This is a genomic window from Virgibacillus necropolis, assembly GCF_044793635.1.
GTDB classification, from domain to species: Bacteria; Bacillota; Bacilli; order Bacillales; family Amphibacillaceae; genus Virgibacillus_F; species Virgibacillus_F necropolis_A.
The window spans coordinates 1,662,677-1,677,793 of sequence record NZ_CP084992.1 but is presented as its reverse complement, the minus strand read 5'-3'; the positions used below and the strand labels follow the sequence as shown (position 1 = coordinate 1,677,793).

Annotated in this window: 10 protein-coding genes and 1 pseudogene; 6 read left to right on the top strand and 5 right to left on the bottom strand. The window is 34.4% G+C overall.

What is annotated here, in order from left to right; translation table 11 throughout:
• Positions 1-50 precede the first annotated feature (50 nt).
• Positions 51-2,039, top strand: coding sequence for an S-layer homology domain-containing protein (locus LG329_RS07985; RefSeq protein WP_404455653.1), 1,989 nt, complete (start codon positions 51-53; stop codon positions 2,037-2,039).
• A gap of 110 nt (positions 2,040-2,149) precedes the next feature.
• On the opposite strand, the gene LG329_RS07980 is transcribed toward LG329_RS07985, so the two are convergent.
• Both LG329_RS07980 and secA2 read right to left on the bottom strand, forming a co-directional pair.
• Positions 2,150-3,034: an accessory Sec system S-layer assembly protein gene (locus tag LG329_RS07980; RefSeq protein ID WP_404455650.1), complete on the bottom strand. Its 885-nt coding sequence runs from the start codon at positions 3,032-3,034 to the stop codon at positions 2,150-2,152.
• Positions 3,035-3,055: 21 nt separating this feature from the next.
• Positions 3,056-5,440 (bottom strand): accessory Sec system translocase SecA2, encoded by a 2,385-nt coding sequence (gene secA2, locus LG329_RS07975; RefSeq protein ID WP_404455648.1) that lies wholly within the window; start codon positions 5,438-5,440, stop codon positions 3,056-3,058.
• 209 nt (positions 5,441-5,649) lie between these two features.
• Here secA2 and LG329_RS07970 point away from each other — a divergent pair, with 209 nt between their 5' ends.
• The gene (locus tag LG329_RS07970) at positions 5,650-6,720 is read left to right on the top strand and encodes a glycosyltransferase family 4 protein (protein ID WP_404455646.1); all 1,071 of its coding nucleotides are present in this window, start codon (positions 5,650-5,652) and stop codon (positions 6,718-6,720) included.
• A gap of 35 nt (positions 6,721-6,755) precedes the next feature.
• Here LG329_RS07970 and LG329_RS07965 read toward each other — a convergent pair whose 3' ends face one another.
• From LG329_RS07965 to LG329_RS07955, 3 genes are all read right to left on the bottom strand, one after another.
• Positions 6,756-7,925 (bottom strand): CDP-glycerol glycerophosphotransferase family protein, encoded by a 1,170-nt coding sequence (locus LG329_RS07965; protein ID WP_404455643.1) that lies wholly within the window; start codon positions 7,923-7,925, stop codon positions 6,756-6,758.
• The gene (gene tagD / locus LG329_RS07960; RefSeq protein ID WP_404455640.1) at positions 7,918-8,316 is read right to left on the bottom strand and encodes a glycerol-3-phosphate cytidylyltransferase; all 399 of its coding nucleotides are present in this window, start codon (positions 8,314-8,316) and stop codon (positions 7,918-7,920) included. Before tagD ends, LG329_RS07965 begins: the two co-directional genes overlap by 8 nt.
• Before the next feature lie 225 nt (positions 8,317-8,541).
• The gene (locus LG329_RS07955; protein WP_404455637.1) at positions 8,542-9,402 is read right to left on the bottom strand and encodes a sulfotransferase family protein; all 861 of its coding nucleotides are present in this window, start codon (positions 9,400-9,402) and stop codon (positions 8,542-8,544) included.
• Between the two features lie 225 nt (positions 9,403-9,627).
• Between LG329_RS07955 and LG329_RS07950 the strand changes: the two genes are divergently transcribed.
• The 4 genes and pseudogenes from LG329_RS07950 to tagH all read left to right on the top strand — a co-directional run bounded on the left by LG329_RS07950 (position 9,628) and on the right by tagH (position 15,107).
• Entirely contained in the window at positions 9,628-12,156 is a 2,529-nt protein-coding gene (locus tag LG329_RS07950) for a CDP-glycerol glycerophosphotransferase family protein (RefSeq protein ID WP_404455636.1), read from the top strand.
• Between the two features lie 18 nt (positions 12,157-12,174).
• Positions 12,175-13,347, top strand: a pseudogene (locus tag LG329_RS07945) (CDP-glycerol glycerophosphotransferase family protein); the annotation flags it as partial.
• A gap of 111 nt (positions 13,348-13,458) precedes the next feature.
• A complete protein-coding gene (locus LG329_RS07940; RefSeq protein ID WP_404455633.1) occupies positions 13,459-14,286 on the top strand; it encodes an ABC transporter permease in 828 nt (275 codons plus the stop codon).
• Between the two features lie 14 nt (positions 14,287-14,300).
• Complete coding sequence (gene tagH / locus LG329_RS07935; RefSeq protein ID WP_404455630.1) at positions 14,301-15,107, top strand: teichoic acids export ABC transporter ATP-binding subunit TagH; 807 nt, start codon at positions 14,301-14,303, stop codon at positions 15,105-15,107.
• Positions 15,108-15,117 lie beyond the last annotated feature (10 nt).

Below are 15,117 nucleotides of genomic sequence, written 5' to 3'. Positions count from 1 at the left end.
TTTTTCTTCACTTATCTAGCTACATAGAATCTGAGAGGAAGAATAACAACATGAAATACAAAAGTATTCCTTACCGTATGTTTGTAACATTATTGATTGCCTTGGCTATCGCAACTGTTATATCCATACCTAGTGTATCAGCAGACAGCAAATTTACTGATGTAAAAGAAGGAACGGTATATTTTGAACCAATCCTAGCTTTATCGGATGCTGGAATTGTGCAAGGTTATGATAACGGGGAGTTTAAAGTAGGCGCCTCAATTACACGTGCTGAAGCATCTGTAATGCTTGCGAATTTATTAAACTTAGATACTGAGAATGCACCACCAGCTCCTTTTAATGATGTTAAGCAAGGGGTATGGTATTCCGGAGCAATTAACTCTTTATATGAAGCGGAAATTATAGTAGGTATCAACGAAAACACTTTTGGAACAAAGGAAAATATTACTCGAGCAGCATTGTCTAGAATGATTGTTCAAGGATATGATTTGAAATTAAAAGAAGAGAAAACTCTTCCATTTACAGATGTAGTTGACGATGCATGGTATATAAATGATATCAAAGTCTTATATTCTCATGGTCTTATAGCTGGTATGACCAAAACTACTTTCGGTCCTAATTTACCAATGAAACGTGGCGATTTTGCATTACTTTCATTTAATACTGAAACAAGTTACGGAAATTTATTTACAGAAGTAAAGTCAGTTACTGTAGTAGACGCAACGCATGTTAGGGTTACTTTTTCAAATAATGAAACAACTACCATAGAATTGAGTACACCACTAACTGATGGAAAAAATACAGTACCTTTTCAATATGAAGGTAAAGATTTCTCTGTTAATGTAACGTATAAAAAACCAGATACGGTTGCACCGCAATTAATCTTACAAGGAACGAACACGTATTATGTTGAAAAAGGAAACGACTTTACCATCCCGAAAATATCAGCTTCAGACAATAAGGATGAACAAATAAATGTTATTTCTGTTATTAAAAATGAACTAGGTGAAGAGCTTACGAAAATAGATACCACTAAAGTAGGTACTTATAATATTCATTATAATGCGGAGGATCTTGCAGGGAATTCTGCAGAAGAAATTGTAATCAAAGTTGTGGTAGCTGACTCAGTTGTAGACATTGAGGTTATTGATGCTACATCTATATCCGTAACTTTTAATGATGGCACAAAAGAAACGTTAACACTCGAAAAGGGACTCGTTCATGGCAAGAATCAAGTTTCTTTTCAAAATCAAGATAGTAGCTATATAGTAAGCATAAACTATGATGCCCTCACACCAGCTGTTAAGGTAGCGGAAGAAGCGATAGCTGCGTTACCTGTTGATATAAAGCTGTCAGATAAAGAGGTAGTAAGGGAAGCAAGGTTGTTGGTAGATAATGCCTTAGCAATTGATAGTGAAGCTACAATTGAAGGGATTAATAGATTGGTAGAAGCTGAAAGAAAAATAGAATATTATAATGAAGGTCAAATTACACTGAATAGTACTAGTAAAGTGATAATAACCAACCGAACTTATCAACTTCTTGCTACTTTAACACCAAAAGTTTCTGATATATCTATAACTTGGTCATCAAGCAATCCAAATATTGCAACTGTTGATAACAACGGTATCGTTACAGCAGTAAGTAAAGGAACAGCTGTAATAACAGTAGAAACTGAAGGTGGAAAAAAAGCATCTAGTCAAATTACAGTGACTGATAAACCAATAGTACAGTTTAACACGTATGCAGCTTTGACTAGTTTTGGTTTTATAAAAAATGTAAGTACATCATTTTATAACCTAAGTGATGAAACATTAACTGTGGAAAATATAGAAGTATATGAAGATGATAATGTAGTCGCTTCATATAGTAAAAAGGAACTGGTAGATAACGGAATATCGGTGGAAATTAATCCGTATCGTCAGTTTAGAATTAATGTATCATTTGCACTTGGTATTCGGGCAGCGAGTGATAATAAAGTTAAATATACCCTTAGCGACAACCAAGAGTCATTTGAGTATATATCTAAAATTGAATAAATGAGATAAAACCCATGTAGTGTAAACTCTCTGCATGGGTTTTTTCCTTTTCCATCGAAGTATTCGAGTTGGAATCAGATAAAAAATTAGGTTGAGGATTATACCCCAACCTAACTTTTTATAACATAAACCTGCCATTTAGAAAGGTCTATTTCATCTTTCGTAATAACTGCAGATGGAAATACGAATGACCAAGGTTTACTTGTATTTTCTTTGACAACAAAGTCATCTAGTTTGAAGCCACCCTTAGCTATTTCATCATTACTTGCATCTTTTACTCCAAGTGGTACTTTTTCTAGCGTAATGCTTTTGTTAGAACCATTCCGGATTAATATAGTTACAACTAAGTCGCCATTTTCATTTTGTTTTGCTTCTAGCCCCATGAAGTTTATTTCTCCAGATTTTAAAGGTGCAGCACTAGCTACTACTTTTTGTAAGTTGTTTTTTGTTTCTTCAGCAATCGACTTTTCCCATGAATCCTCAAGACTCAATTGGTGTTTTTTCCTCACTTCAAATGCTAGGGACCAGGTGTTCATGTCAAAGTCTGTATCCGCAACTAAATCTTCTGGTAAAAATGCAAATTTCCAAGGACGTGCTGAATTTGTTGGTATTGTTCCAATTTGTTTAAGATCAAATACCTTTCTGGCAATAATTTCCTTGTTTGCTCCTAATAATAAAATAGACGCTTTTTCGAAGTGAATACTTTTTCCGATTGTATTTTTCACAAGAGCTGTTGCTACTAAACTATTATTCTTAAGCTTATTTAATTCTATTCCATATAGCGAAATTTGATTTACTTTTAGTTTTGGGCTTTCATTATTGTGAAATGCGTATACATACCGATCTTCATTTGGGATATTCCAGTTTGGTGACAGAGATAGTTCGGTTTCTATTAATTCTTCGCTCTGCTCACCATTATCAGATCCGATAACTTCATCCGCATTTACCGAATTAGTTGTATCGCTTTGTTTCTGCTTTTTAGTAAAACCTAACATAATATCTTCCTCTCACATTAATCAGTTTTGAATTAATTCATCTTTTTGTTGTTTATCAATTATCCCTTGAATAAGCCCTTTCAATCGAATACCAAGTTGATATTCAACTTCATGGTACATTGTTTCAAAAAGTGTATATCCTTCTTTTTGAAATAACTCTATCGGGTCTTCCTGCTGATACTGTCTTATGCCAATACCTTCTTTTAGTTGATTCATCGTATCTAAATGACGTTTCCATAATGTATCTAGAACGGATAGTCCCAACCCTTTTACCGTTTTCTCTATATCTTCATTTTCACTATACGAATGAAGTGTTTTTAGGTGTTCTTCGAAATGCGGTTTAACAAATTGTTTAATATCTTCCACCGTTTCAAGCTCTTTTCCTTCAAAAGAGATTGTAGTAATTAGAGTTTGATTCAATGCAGCTTCTAATTCGTGTAAATCCCATTCTCCAGGCAAATTTTCAGAGTCAGTATTGACATGCATATCAATAATTTGATTTGGTATGACCTCGGTCTGTTTAGCTAAAAGGTTTAATACTTCGGAAGACTCTAAAATACTATCTCTAAATTCATACATTACGGTACGCTGTTGATTAATAACATCTTCTAATTTTAAATTATACTCACGCTGCTGGTATTGCACGCCTTCACTAATTTTCTGGGCGGTATCTACTAACTTTCGTACATTTGCTGATTTTACTGCACCAGCACTATTTGTCTTTAATTTTGGTTTTAACCTCTCAAGCTCATCAGCCATGAAGCGAGTAGGTAGGTTATCTTCTAATGAAACAATAAACTGTGTTAATCCTGGGTCACCTTGTCTAGCAGAACGCCCTTTTAATTGATTATCAATTCGTCTACTTTCATTTCGTTCCGTACCTATTACATAGAGACCACCTAGCTCAACTACACCCTCACCAAGTAGGATATCTGTTCCCCGACCAGCCATATTTGTGGCAATGGTTATCTGCCCGTTTTGGCCGGCCAATGCAATTAAGCTTGCTTCTTGTTTAACACTTTTTGCATTTAATAGCTGATAATGGAGGTTTTCCTGCTCCAGGTACTCTGCAACGGTTTCTGATTGTAATATTGAAGCGGTGCCAATGAGAATAGGTTGCCCTATTTTATGTCTGTTTTTAATTTCTTTTACTAGGTGTTCATATTTCTGTTCTTTCGTCAAAAACACCATATCTGGCAGGTCTTCTCTTTGATTCACTTTATTTGTAGGAATGTTTATAACGTCCATACCGTACACTTTTCGGATTTCCGATTCTTCCGTTTTAGCGGTACCGGTCATCCCTGATAATAGAGGGTACATACGATAATAGTTTTGAATAGTGATAGATGCTTGTGTTTTATTTTCATCCGTATTTACTAATCCTTCTTTAGCTTCAATCGCTTGATGAAGACCATCACTTAAACTTCGACCTTCCATCACTCTTCCCGTGTTCATATCGACGAGCTGCACTTCACCTTTTTCAACAATATAGTCAACATCTCTCTCAAATAAAGTGCGAGCGCGTAACGCCTGTAATAGTGAGTGGAATAATGTGCTGTGTTCTAGATCAAATAAATTTTCCACACCAAATATCTTTTCAAACTTATTTAACCCTGTATCGCTAAAGTTAACAACTTTCATTTCCCGATCGAATATGTAATCAACATCTTCTTTTAGACCTTTTACAACGCTTGCACATACACTGTAAAGTTTATCACTCGGTTTATCTTTGCCAGCTACAATTAATGGTGTTCTTGCTTCGTCAATTAAAACACTGTCTATTTCGTCAATAATTGCATAGTGATAGGGGCGTTGCACTTTTTGTTGTATGGAACCAACCATGTTGTCACGCAAATAATCAAAACCGAATTCAGTTCCAACACCATATGTAATATCACAGTTATACGCTTCCTGTTTTTCAAAATTGCTTATTCCAGGAACGTTAAGGCCTACAGAAAGTCCAAGGAATTCGTGAATCTGTCCGATTAATTCTTTATCTCGATGTGCTAAGTAATCATTAACAGTAATGATATGTACTCCTTTACCTTCAAGGGCTACAAGGTAACTAGCTAATGAACCAACAAGTGTCTTTCCTTCACCAGTTGCCATTTCAGCAATATTTCCATTCAAAAGGACTAATCCTCCTAGTAATTGCACATCATAATGCCTGAGTCCTAATACCCGTTTAGATGCTTCTCTAACGGTAGCAAATGCATCAACCTTTATATCGTGTATTGTCTTTCCTTGGTTTAATTGTTTTTTAAGTTCCATTGTTTTATCTCTTAATTGGTCATCACTGAAACTTTCAAAATGTTTCTCTTTTTTATTAATTTTTTCGACAATTTTATTATATGTTTTTAATTCTTGAATAGTCTTCGATTGATTTATTTTTTCTAACACGTTCATCTACATAAAACCCCTTAACTGATTGTTTTTCTAGGGATATTATAACATGAATGACTAAGCTTATGATTAATAACTAAAAAAAACATATTTTTCATATATTGCGTTTACCTCTTATTGGTTATTCACGGCAAAAATTGTGTAAATGCAGTGTATACGTAGAGATTGCTAAAATTGATTAAGTAATATTTTAACTTGAAGTAGGTGCACAAATGTTTAATGTAACGGAATTAGTGATAGCCTTTTTACTGTCATCGATTACTGCAGTATTGGTAACTCCTCTTGTAAAAAAACTAGCCATAAAAATAGGTGCAGTAGATAAACCAGATAAAAGAAAAACTCATGATGGAGTTAAAGCTAGTATGGGTGGCCTTGCTATTTTTCTAGGGGTATTTGCCGGGTTACTATATTTACAACCACAACATGAACAAATGATTGCTATTTCAATTGGAGCGGTCATTATGTTAATGACTGGAATCTTGGATGATATATTTCAAATAAAGCCACTGATGAAGTTAAACGGTCAAACCGCTGCAGCTATTGTAGTTGTTTCTTCTGGAGTTGTTATTGAAAAAATAACCCTGCCTTTTTTTGATGTTATATATTTTGACGATTTTAGTTTTATCATTACAATTATCTGGATAGTCGGTGCATCAAATGCAATCAATTTAATTGATGGATTAGATGGATTAGCAGCGGGTGTATCAGGAATCGCTTTAGTAAGTATTTTTATCATGGCAGTAATGGATTTTCGAGTAACGGTTGTCTATTTAACGCTTGTATTAATTGGAGGTACATCAGGATTCCTGTATCATAACTTTTATCCAGCCAAGATTTTCATGGGAGATACAGGTGCTTTATTTTTGGGATATGCGATAGCAGTTGTGGCGGTATTAGGACTGTTTAAAAATATTGCATTCTTTAGTTTTGTTATTCCTATTATCGTAATTGCAGTCCCAGTTTTTGATACCTTATTTGCAATAATAAGAAGAATAATAAATAAGCAGGGCATTGGGACGGCAGATAAAGGACATATTCATTACAGGTTAATAAAAATGGGGTATAGCCACAAAGCTTCTGTTCTTATTATTTATGGATTTAGTGCTTACTTTGGTGCGATGGCTATCATATTTAATAGCGCAACATTGCAATTGTCATTGGTTATATTTGGGGTAATTATTATTGGCGTTCAAATCATCGCAGAATTAGCTGGGGTCGTGTTGAATGGTCAACAACCTTTAATAGATGGTATTCGTAAAGTCTTTGGGTTAAAAAAAGTATAAGTAAACAAAAGCGATCGACAATATAGGTCGATCGCTTAATTTGTATTTGGTCCTTCATTATAGAGCGCTTTTACAAGTTTCTCACTTGAATTTCCTTTTGAATATTGATTCCATTCATCAGCGAATTCTTTCACTTGTTGTAAATCAAATTTATTTTCAGCAATGGTTTCTAAAAGATCGTCTGTATTTCGAACAACCGGTCCTGGTACTAGCGTTTCATAGTCTTCCCAAAATCCTACATTTTCATTATATTCCTCTAAATCATATGCAAAAAAGACGATTGGTCGTTGCAGCATAGAAAATTCGAATGGTATCGATGAATAATCAGTGATCAATATATCAGTAATAACTAAAAGCTGATTTAAATCTGCAATATGAGTTACATCATAAACAAAATTGGAATCTGCATCCTTATACTTGTGTTTAACAGCAGGGTGAAGGCGTAAGAATAGGACGTACTCATCAGAAAGCTGTGCTTCAAGTTTTTTAATGTCTAATTCAATTTTCATCCGATCAAGTTCCTGATCGCGATATGTTGGGGCATATAAAATTACTTTTTTTCGTTTGGTTATTGGAAAAGTTGATTTAAGATTCTGTTCTACTTCATGCATTTTAGCGGTTTCATAAAAAAAATCAGTACGTGGAACACCTGTCCGTAAAAAAACACGCTTTGAGACACCAAAGCTTTCGTGGAAAATAGGTATCATTTTTTCGGAACCTACTACAATATGAGTGAATCGTCGATAAACCTTTTTAAAACGGGCATTGGCGCGCTCTGTTCGATTTTTAACAGTTGGGTCCTTTAAACTAAATTGCTTAATCGCTCCAACAGCGTGCCACAATTGTATACACTGTACATTTGGTTTGAAGTCAGTAACCGCCAAAAAACCAAAATAATTATCAACTAATACTTTGTCAGCTGTAGCTAAATGATAGATGGACCGGATCCAACTAAATAAATGAGATAGTTCAAAAATTATAATTTTTCTAGTAGAAGTATGTCCAAAGTTAATCTTACATTGGGAAGTTTTGAGAATAATCACCTGAGTATTAACTTGTTTTTCTAACTCGTCCAACGTAAACAAAATATTATCCCCAAATGAAGCAACAAAGACTGTTTTCTTCTTTTGAGGAAATAAGTTAAACATATGAAAGAGTGTACGAAAAACAAAAAGGTACACAGTAATTGCTATTTCTCTAACCATTGTGCGCTTTATTCAAATCTTTTTTAATCTGAGTAGTTGATATACCAACCGTTCGTGGTAAGTATACAACTTCACAGTAATACTTTAAGAAATCAAACTCACCTTTCCAGTCATCCCCCATAACAAATACATCAATATCATAATCTTGCACATCTTCTACTTTTTGTTCCCACTTTTGTTCAGGAATAACCTCGTCAACATAACGGACAGCTTCTAGAATTGCCTTACGTTGTTCAAAGCTATAATATGCTTTTTTATCTTTAAGTGCATTGAATTCATCTGATGATATGGCAACAATTAAATAGTCACCAACTTCTTTTGCGCGACGTAATAAATTAATATGACCAACATGGAGTAAATCGAACGTTCCATATGTGATTACTTTTCTCATAGAATACCTCCATCTAATGACGCGATATAATATATATTACTATATTCTCTTTACACTACTATAACATACAGTTTACATTCTCTTAATAATACTCTTTTTCATTATACTTGGAAAAGAGAAAAAAATACACTACAAAAGTGATTATAAAAAAGAAAGAGCATCATCACAACTACATGTTCTAACACGTCGCTATAATAATGCTCAGTCTTAAAAATTTCATCCAATCTAAAAATGCTTAATCAAAAAAGAATAATATAGCTTATCGATATGCATGGAAAACTTTTTTGATTTTAAATATTCTTGGGAATGTGCAGCTTTTAGGCAAACGCGGTATAATTCTTTCATATCCTCTTCAATTTCACTACTCTTTGCCAGTTCTTTTAAAGTGGTTCTGCTGTGACGTAGTGTTGGGTCGATAAATGAATCGAGTTCTCCTTTTAATTCCGTTTTATTCGGCAAGGGAAGATCAAACGATTTCGCAATGTTTTTTACCGTACCAAAACTATCTTCTACAAAATCATCGTAATCAACAATTATACGGCTGTCAGTTTTTGTACCTCTTAGGGCCAGAAGTGTTCGGATTTGCCATTGTTTTAGTGCTGATTTTTCCTCTCTGTTATATGCTCTTTTAAAAGAAGCGGCTACATCGAGCGGATTACGTATCATAATAAGGTAATTGGCTTTTACGTTAAGTTCAGACAGGATTTCCTTCCACATTTCAATGCACTCACTCGTTCTCGGATCTTTCCATCCCCATAAGGACTTTTCAGAGAATTGGTCTTCTACGGTTTCCTTCATTTTTTGCTTTAAAGGTTTAATTTTTCCTGTCTTTTGCCAGCCTTTTCGGAAAGGCATGCTACCGAGTTCATTTTTAATTTCTTTGTGAATATCAACTATTTTCCTGTTTTCCCAGAAACCTTTTGGGTTGGTTTTATTCGGTTTTACAAATCCTTCTCCCAGGTCGACACCTAGAAAGTTAATGGAACGGGTGGCCATGGAAGTCCCACATCTACCGGATCCTATTACAGTAACTGCTTTATTTTTTGGAGACTGTGTTTTTTTGTTAAACATGTTGAAAAGTGCCATTATGAATACTCCTCCTACTACAATTCAGTTTATTTATAGCAATTGTCTTATATATTCAATTACCCATATTTTCGTAATAGTATTCGAAGAACTATATTAATTTATGAGCATATTGGTATAGTAAAGTATAACCGAAGTAATTTTGACAAAATACTACGATAAAATTAGTATCGATATTATCATGAAGTTATCCTATTTAAATTTGCATGCTAAGGAGAAACTATAATGGATTCTAAAACAATAAAAAAAATAAATCAACGAAGAATAAAGGTATTAGTAAATCCAATAAAAAACTATTTAAAAGTAAAAGATGTTAATAAAAGAGCTAAATATTCGAGATGGTATGAGAAATTACCGTTAAAGAACAATTACGTATTATATGAATCACGGGACGGCAAATCAATGACCGACAGCCCCTATGCGATATTTAAGTATTTTATACAGGAGCCTCGCTGGAAGGACTTAGTCCACGTATGGGTCATATTGGATAAAGATTATTTGAAATCAGTTAGAAAAAAGTATGCGAAACATACCAATGTTAGATTCGTTTTACGAAATAGTGATCAATACTATAGGTATCTTGCCACGTGCAAATATTTAATTAATAATTCAACTTTCTCCAATATATATACCGTTAAAGAAGGGCAGGTATATACAAATACGTGGCACGGGACGCCGTTAAAGCATATGGGATTTGATATTGAAGGGCAACCACTCGGAGCGAGTAATGTGCTGCGGAATTTCCTAAGTGCTGAATATATTCTGAGCCCGAACAAATTCACAACGGACATTTTTAATAATGGTTTTAAATTAAAAAATATCTACAATGGTACAATTCTGGAAGAGGGATATCCCAGAATTGACCTTACAGTTAACGCGGATAAAAGTGAAATGAAGCAGCTGTTAAAAGAGGAAAATATTGAGCTTGAAAATAGAAAAATGATTCTGTATGCACCAACATGGAAAGGTGAAAAAGTATCTGAACCGCGTGATGATATTGAACAAATCTATCATGATATTACCCGAATAGAAGAAAGTGTCGGTAATGAGTATAAAGTTGTGGTGAAAATACATCCATTTTTGTATCCTTATGCCAAAAAGAATGCTTTACTAGAAGGGAAATTAGTATCTGATACGTTTGAAACGAATGAACTTCTCGCTGTAACTGATATTTTAATTACAGATTATTCCAGTATTTTCTTTGATTTTTTAGTTACTGGAAAACCCATTTTATTTTATATGTGGGACTATGACGATTACAATGAGAATCGTGGCATGTACTTGGATCGTAATGATTTACCCGGTCCAATTTCAACTGATGTTGATGGTCTAATCGACAGTATCAGCAATATTGATACGGTTCAGGAAAAGTACAAGGAAACGTATAACCATTTTGTGGACAGGTTCTGCTATCATGATTATGGCAATGTAACTGAAAATGTCGTAAAAACAATCTTTGGATTGGATGGCAAGGTTCAAAAGCAAGCTGCATGCTCAGCTGATGAGAAAAAAGAAAAGATCATGATCTATCCTGGAGGACTGCAAAATAATGGAATAACAGGATCTGTATTAAATTTATTGGATAATATTGATTACACGAAATATGATGTTTCCGTTTTAATTAATCAATCAAATAGTGCACATGCGAAATCAAATATAATGAAAATGAATCCCAATGCCAGACTCGTTGCTAAATCTGGACGAATCAGCCAGACGATAGGGGAAGAGTTGCGGAATTATATTATAAAAAACAGAGGATTGACTTCAGAATTTCTAAAGTCTATCTTTCCTTCTGATATGTATAATAGAGAATATAAACGGATTTTTGGTAATGTAGAATTTGATTACGCAATAGACTTTAGTGGCTATGCTATGTTCTGGCCGAATGTTATATTAGCAGGTAACGCGAAAAAGAAAATGATTGTCATGCATAGTGATATGCTTTCTGATATGAATAGAAATGTAAATGGAAAAAGACCGCATTATATTAATTTACGAGGGGTCTTTACCATATACAAGTATTTTGACGAACTAATTAGTGTTTCTGAAGCAACAATGGAAGTAAACAAAGAGAATCTAAAAGAGTATATTGAGGATACGAAGGTTAGTTATTTAATTAACTCGATTAACGTTAAGAAAATTGAGACGTTATCAAAAGATGACAGCGATGTGTATGAGAAAAATAATAAACCTGTATTGGTGAATTTAAAGGGCAACGAAATTTATGATGTCCCACTTCCACAACAAGATGGTTACACCAATTTTGTTAATATGGGCAGGTTGTCACCAGAAAAAGGACAAGACCAACTTATTGAAGCATTTGCGGAACTCCACAAAAAGTATGAAAATACACGGCTTTATATTATCGGCGAGGGCCCGGCAAGAGGAACGCTGGAAAAACTGATTCGGGCGCATGGCGTAGAGCAATCAGTGTTCCTGGTTGGGCATAAATCGAATCCGTTTTATTTGATGGGGATGTGTGATGCATTTGTATTGTCCTCCCATTATGAAGGACATCCACTCGTTTTATTAGAGTCATTAGCCCTTGATCTTTCTATCGTTTCCACGGACATTGTTGCAAGCAGATATATCTTAGAGGATGGCAGGTATGGAACCTTGACGGAAAACTCTGTAAGCGGATTATGTGAAGGTATGGAATCCGTAATTAAAGGGAGTAATGAACAGGACAAGTTTGATGTTGAAGCGTTTAATGAAGAGGCAATGGAAAGTTTTTACAAGACATTAACTAATTGATTTGCTGATAGCAGGGATAAAATGAGGAAAAAAGTTAAGGGAATCGTTTATACACTGTATAAAGTTGTATTTAAATTCCTTGGTTGGGTATTGCCCAAAAATAATAAGATGATAATTTTTGAAAGCTTTTTAGGGAGGCAATACAGCGATAACCCCAGGGCGATATATGAATATATGCTGAAAAACCATCCCGATTATGACATGTACTGGAGTGTCGATGAAAAGTACTTTTCCAAGCCTGATGGTAAGCATGTTCAGCGTTTATCCATCAGGTGGTTATTCATAATGGCCAGAGCGAAGTATTGGATTACTAATAGTCGTTTACCTTTATGGATTCCTAAACCAGGAAATACGATTTATGTGCAGACATGGCACGGTACACCATTAAAGAAATTAGCGGCAGATATGGATGAGGTCCATATGCCCGGTTCTAATTCGGATAAATATAAACGGGATTTTCTGGAGTCAGCTAGAAAGTGGGATTATCTAGTATCGCCAAATGCCTATTCAACTGAAATATTTAAAAGCGCTTTTCATTTTGATCGGACAATGATTGAATCAGGGTATCCGAGAAATGATTTCTTAATAAATTCCAATAATGAAGATACAATTACGGGGATCAAAAAACGGTACAATTTTCCAACAGATAAAAAAATCATTCTGTATGCACCTACATGGAGAGATGATGAATTATACAATCGTGACAAAAATAAATTTGACTTACAGATGGATTTAGCCCGGATAAAAGCAGAAATTGGTGATGAGTATATCCTATTTTTGAGGCTTCACTATTTTGTTGCTGGGAAACTAGATTTAACCGAATACGAGGGCTTTGTATATGATTGCACATACCACGAAGACATTAGGGAATTATATCTTATATCTGATTTATTAATTACCGATTATTCTTCTGTATTTTTTGATTATGCGAACCTGAAGAGACCAATGATATTCTTCGTTTATGATATGGAAAAGTATCGGGATAACCTGCGGGGCTTTTATTTTGACTTTGAGAAAAAGGCTCCCGGTCCGTTGGTTAAAACGACAGAAGAAGTAATAGCTGAAATTAAAGACCTTAGTCAAAATGGTTTTACCCCATCTGAAACAACAGAAGCTTTTTATCAGAAATTTTGTTATTTAGAAGATGGACATGCAAGTGAACGTGTGGTGAATGAGGTTATGAATGGATAGGCTTATTCCTATATGGTATAAGCCTTATTATTTTATTGTCATTTTTAGAGGATGATTGTATAATTTAGAGCAATTACTATCAATGTATAGATTTGAAAGGGTAAAACAATTATGAAATCAGCAATTAAAGTTATAAAAGAACAAATAGATCACTTTTATTTAATTAGAAGACTTTCCTTATATGAATTAAAAAGTAAAAATAAAAATAACTACCTTGGTATGGCTTGGGAGGTACTTAATCCATCCATCCAAATTCTTATTTATTGGTTTGTGTTTGGAACAATTAGACAAAGAGAAGGGATAGAAGTTGCACCAGGAGTAGATGCTCCATTCATACTTTGGTTACTCGGAGGATTTATTTTGTGGAATTTCTTTTACCAATCCACTATTCAGGGATCAAAGTCCATTTATAGCCGCTTACGGATGCTTTCAAAAATGAATTTTCCAATGAGTATAATACCTAATTTTGCAATTGTTTCTCAGTTTTATATTCATTTAATTATGTTGGGTATATCCATTATTATTTTTCAATTTACAGGATTATTTTTCGTAAACATTTATTACTTACAATTTATTTATTTTATCTTTGCTGCATTTTGTTTAATCTATGCACTATCACTGATTACTTCAACATTGTCTACCATAATTCGTGATATACACATGTTTCTGAATTCGACGTTACGCATGGGATTATATTTATCAGGGGTATTGTGGCCATTAACGATTCTTTCGGGTTATCCGATAGTCATGAACATCATGAAATTAAATCCATTGTATTATTTGATTGAAGGATACCGGGCTGCCTTATTTGGAACAGAATGGTACTTTATTACACACTGGGAGTATACATTGGTATTCTGGGCATTTGTAATTGTATTATTCCTATTTGGCTCTGCACTGCATGTTAAATTTAGAAGACACTTTATTGATTACTTGTAAAGGCTTGTGATGATATGGAAAAATCGATAATAGCTAATAATATTTCAAAAAAATATAAACTATATAATGGGACGAAAGAACGCCTTTTGGATCTTATAACACCGAGGAGTTATGGGAAAGATTTTTACGCGCTAAGAGATGTAAACTTTGAGGCTGAAAAAGGGGATACGATCGGGTTTATTGGCATTAATGGATCCGGAAAATCAACTTTGTCGAATATAATCGCTGGGATTGTTCCAGAGACTGCTGGTACGGTACAGACAAACGGACAAGTTGCTCTAATTGCTGTTGCATCTGGACTTAAGGGCGATTTATCCGGACGCGATAATATTGAACTGAAGTGTCTAATGCTCGGTTTTAGTAAAAATCAAATTAAGAAACTGGAACCCGAAATTATCGAGTTTTCAGAGCTGGGTGAATTTATTGATCAGCCAGTTAAATCCTATTCAAGCGGGATGAAATCAAGACTTGGGTTTGCGATATCCATCACCATAGATCCCGATATAATGATCATTGACGAAGCGCTTTCTGTAGGGGATAAGGCCTTTGCTGAAAAAAGCTTGGCTAAAATGAAAGAGTTTAAACAAAAAGGTAAAACCATGATTTTCGTTAGTCATTCAATTGGTCAAATGAAACAGTTTTGCGAAAAAATCCTATGGCTAGAATATGGATTGGTGAAGGACTTTGGACCTGTCGAGGAAGTACTGCCAAAGTATGAGGCATTTTTAAAAGAGTATAAGAAGATGTCAAAAAAAGAACGTAGTGAGTATAAGACGAATGCTCAAGAAAAACAAAAAAGTGCATTAGTGACGCAGCTTTAATCCCGTTGTT

What these genes read in the sequence shown, in the direction of transcription:
- LG329_RS07985 (WP_404455653.1), top strand. Translation starts at nt 51, where the DNA reads ATGAAATACAAAAGTATTCCTTACCGTATGTTTGTAACATTATTGATT.
- LG329_RS07980 (WP_404455650.1), bottom strand. Translation starts at nt 3,034, where the DNA reads ATGTTAGGTTTTACTAAAAAGCAGAAACAAAGCGATACAACTAATTCG.
- secA2 (WP_404455648.1), bottom strand. Translation starts at nt 5,440, where the DNA reads ATGAACGTGTTAGAAAAAATAAATCAATCGAAGACTATTCAAGAATTA.
- LG329_RS07970 (WP_404455646.1), top strand. Translation starts at nt 5,650, where the DNA reads ATGTTTAATGTAACGGAATTAGTGATAGCCTTTTTACTGTCATCGATT.
- LG329_RS07965 (WP_404455643.1), bottom strand. Translation starts at nt 7,925, where the DNA reads ATGGTTAGAGAAATAGCAATTACTGTGTACCTTTTTGTTTTTCGTACA.
- tagD (WP_404455640.1), bottom strand. Translation starts at nt 8,316, where the DNA reads ATGAGAAAAGTAATCACATATGGAACGTTCGATTTACTCCATGTTGGT.
- LG329_RS07955 (WP_404455637.1), bottom strand. Translation starts at nt 9,402, where the DNA reads ATGGCACTTTTCAACATGTTTAACAAAAAAACACAGTCTCCAAAAAAT.
- LG329_RS07950 (WP_404455636.1), top strand. Translation starts at nt 9,628, where the DNA reads ATGGATTCTAAAACAATAAAAAAAATAAATCAACGAAGAATAAAGGTA.
- LG329_RS07940 (WP_404455633.1), top strand. Translation starts at nt 13,459, where the DNA reads ATGAAATCAGCAATTAAAGTTATAAAAGAACAAATAGATCACTTTTAT.
- tagH (WP_404455630.1), top strand. Translation starts at nt 14,301, where the DNA reads ATGGAAAAATCGATAATAGCTAATAATATTTCAAAAAAATATAAACTA.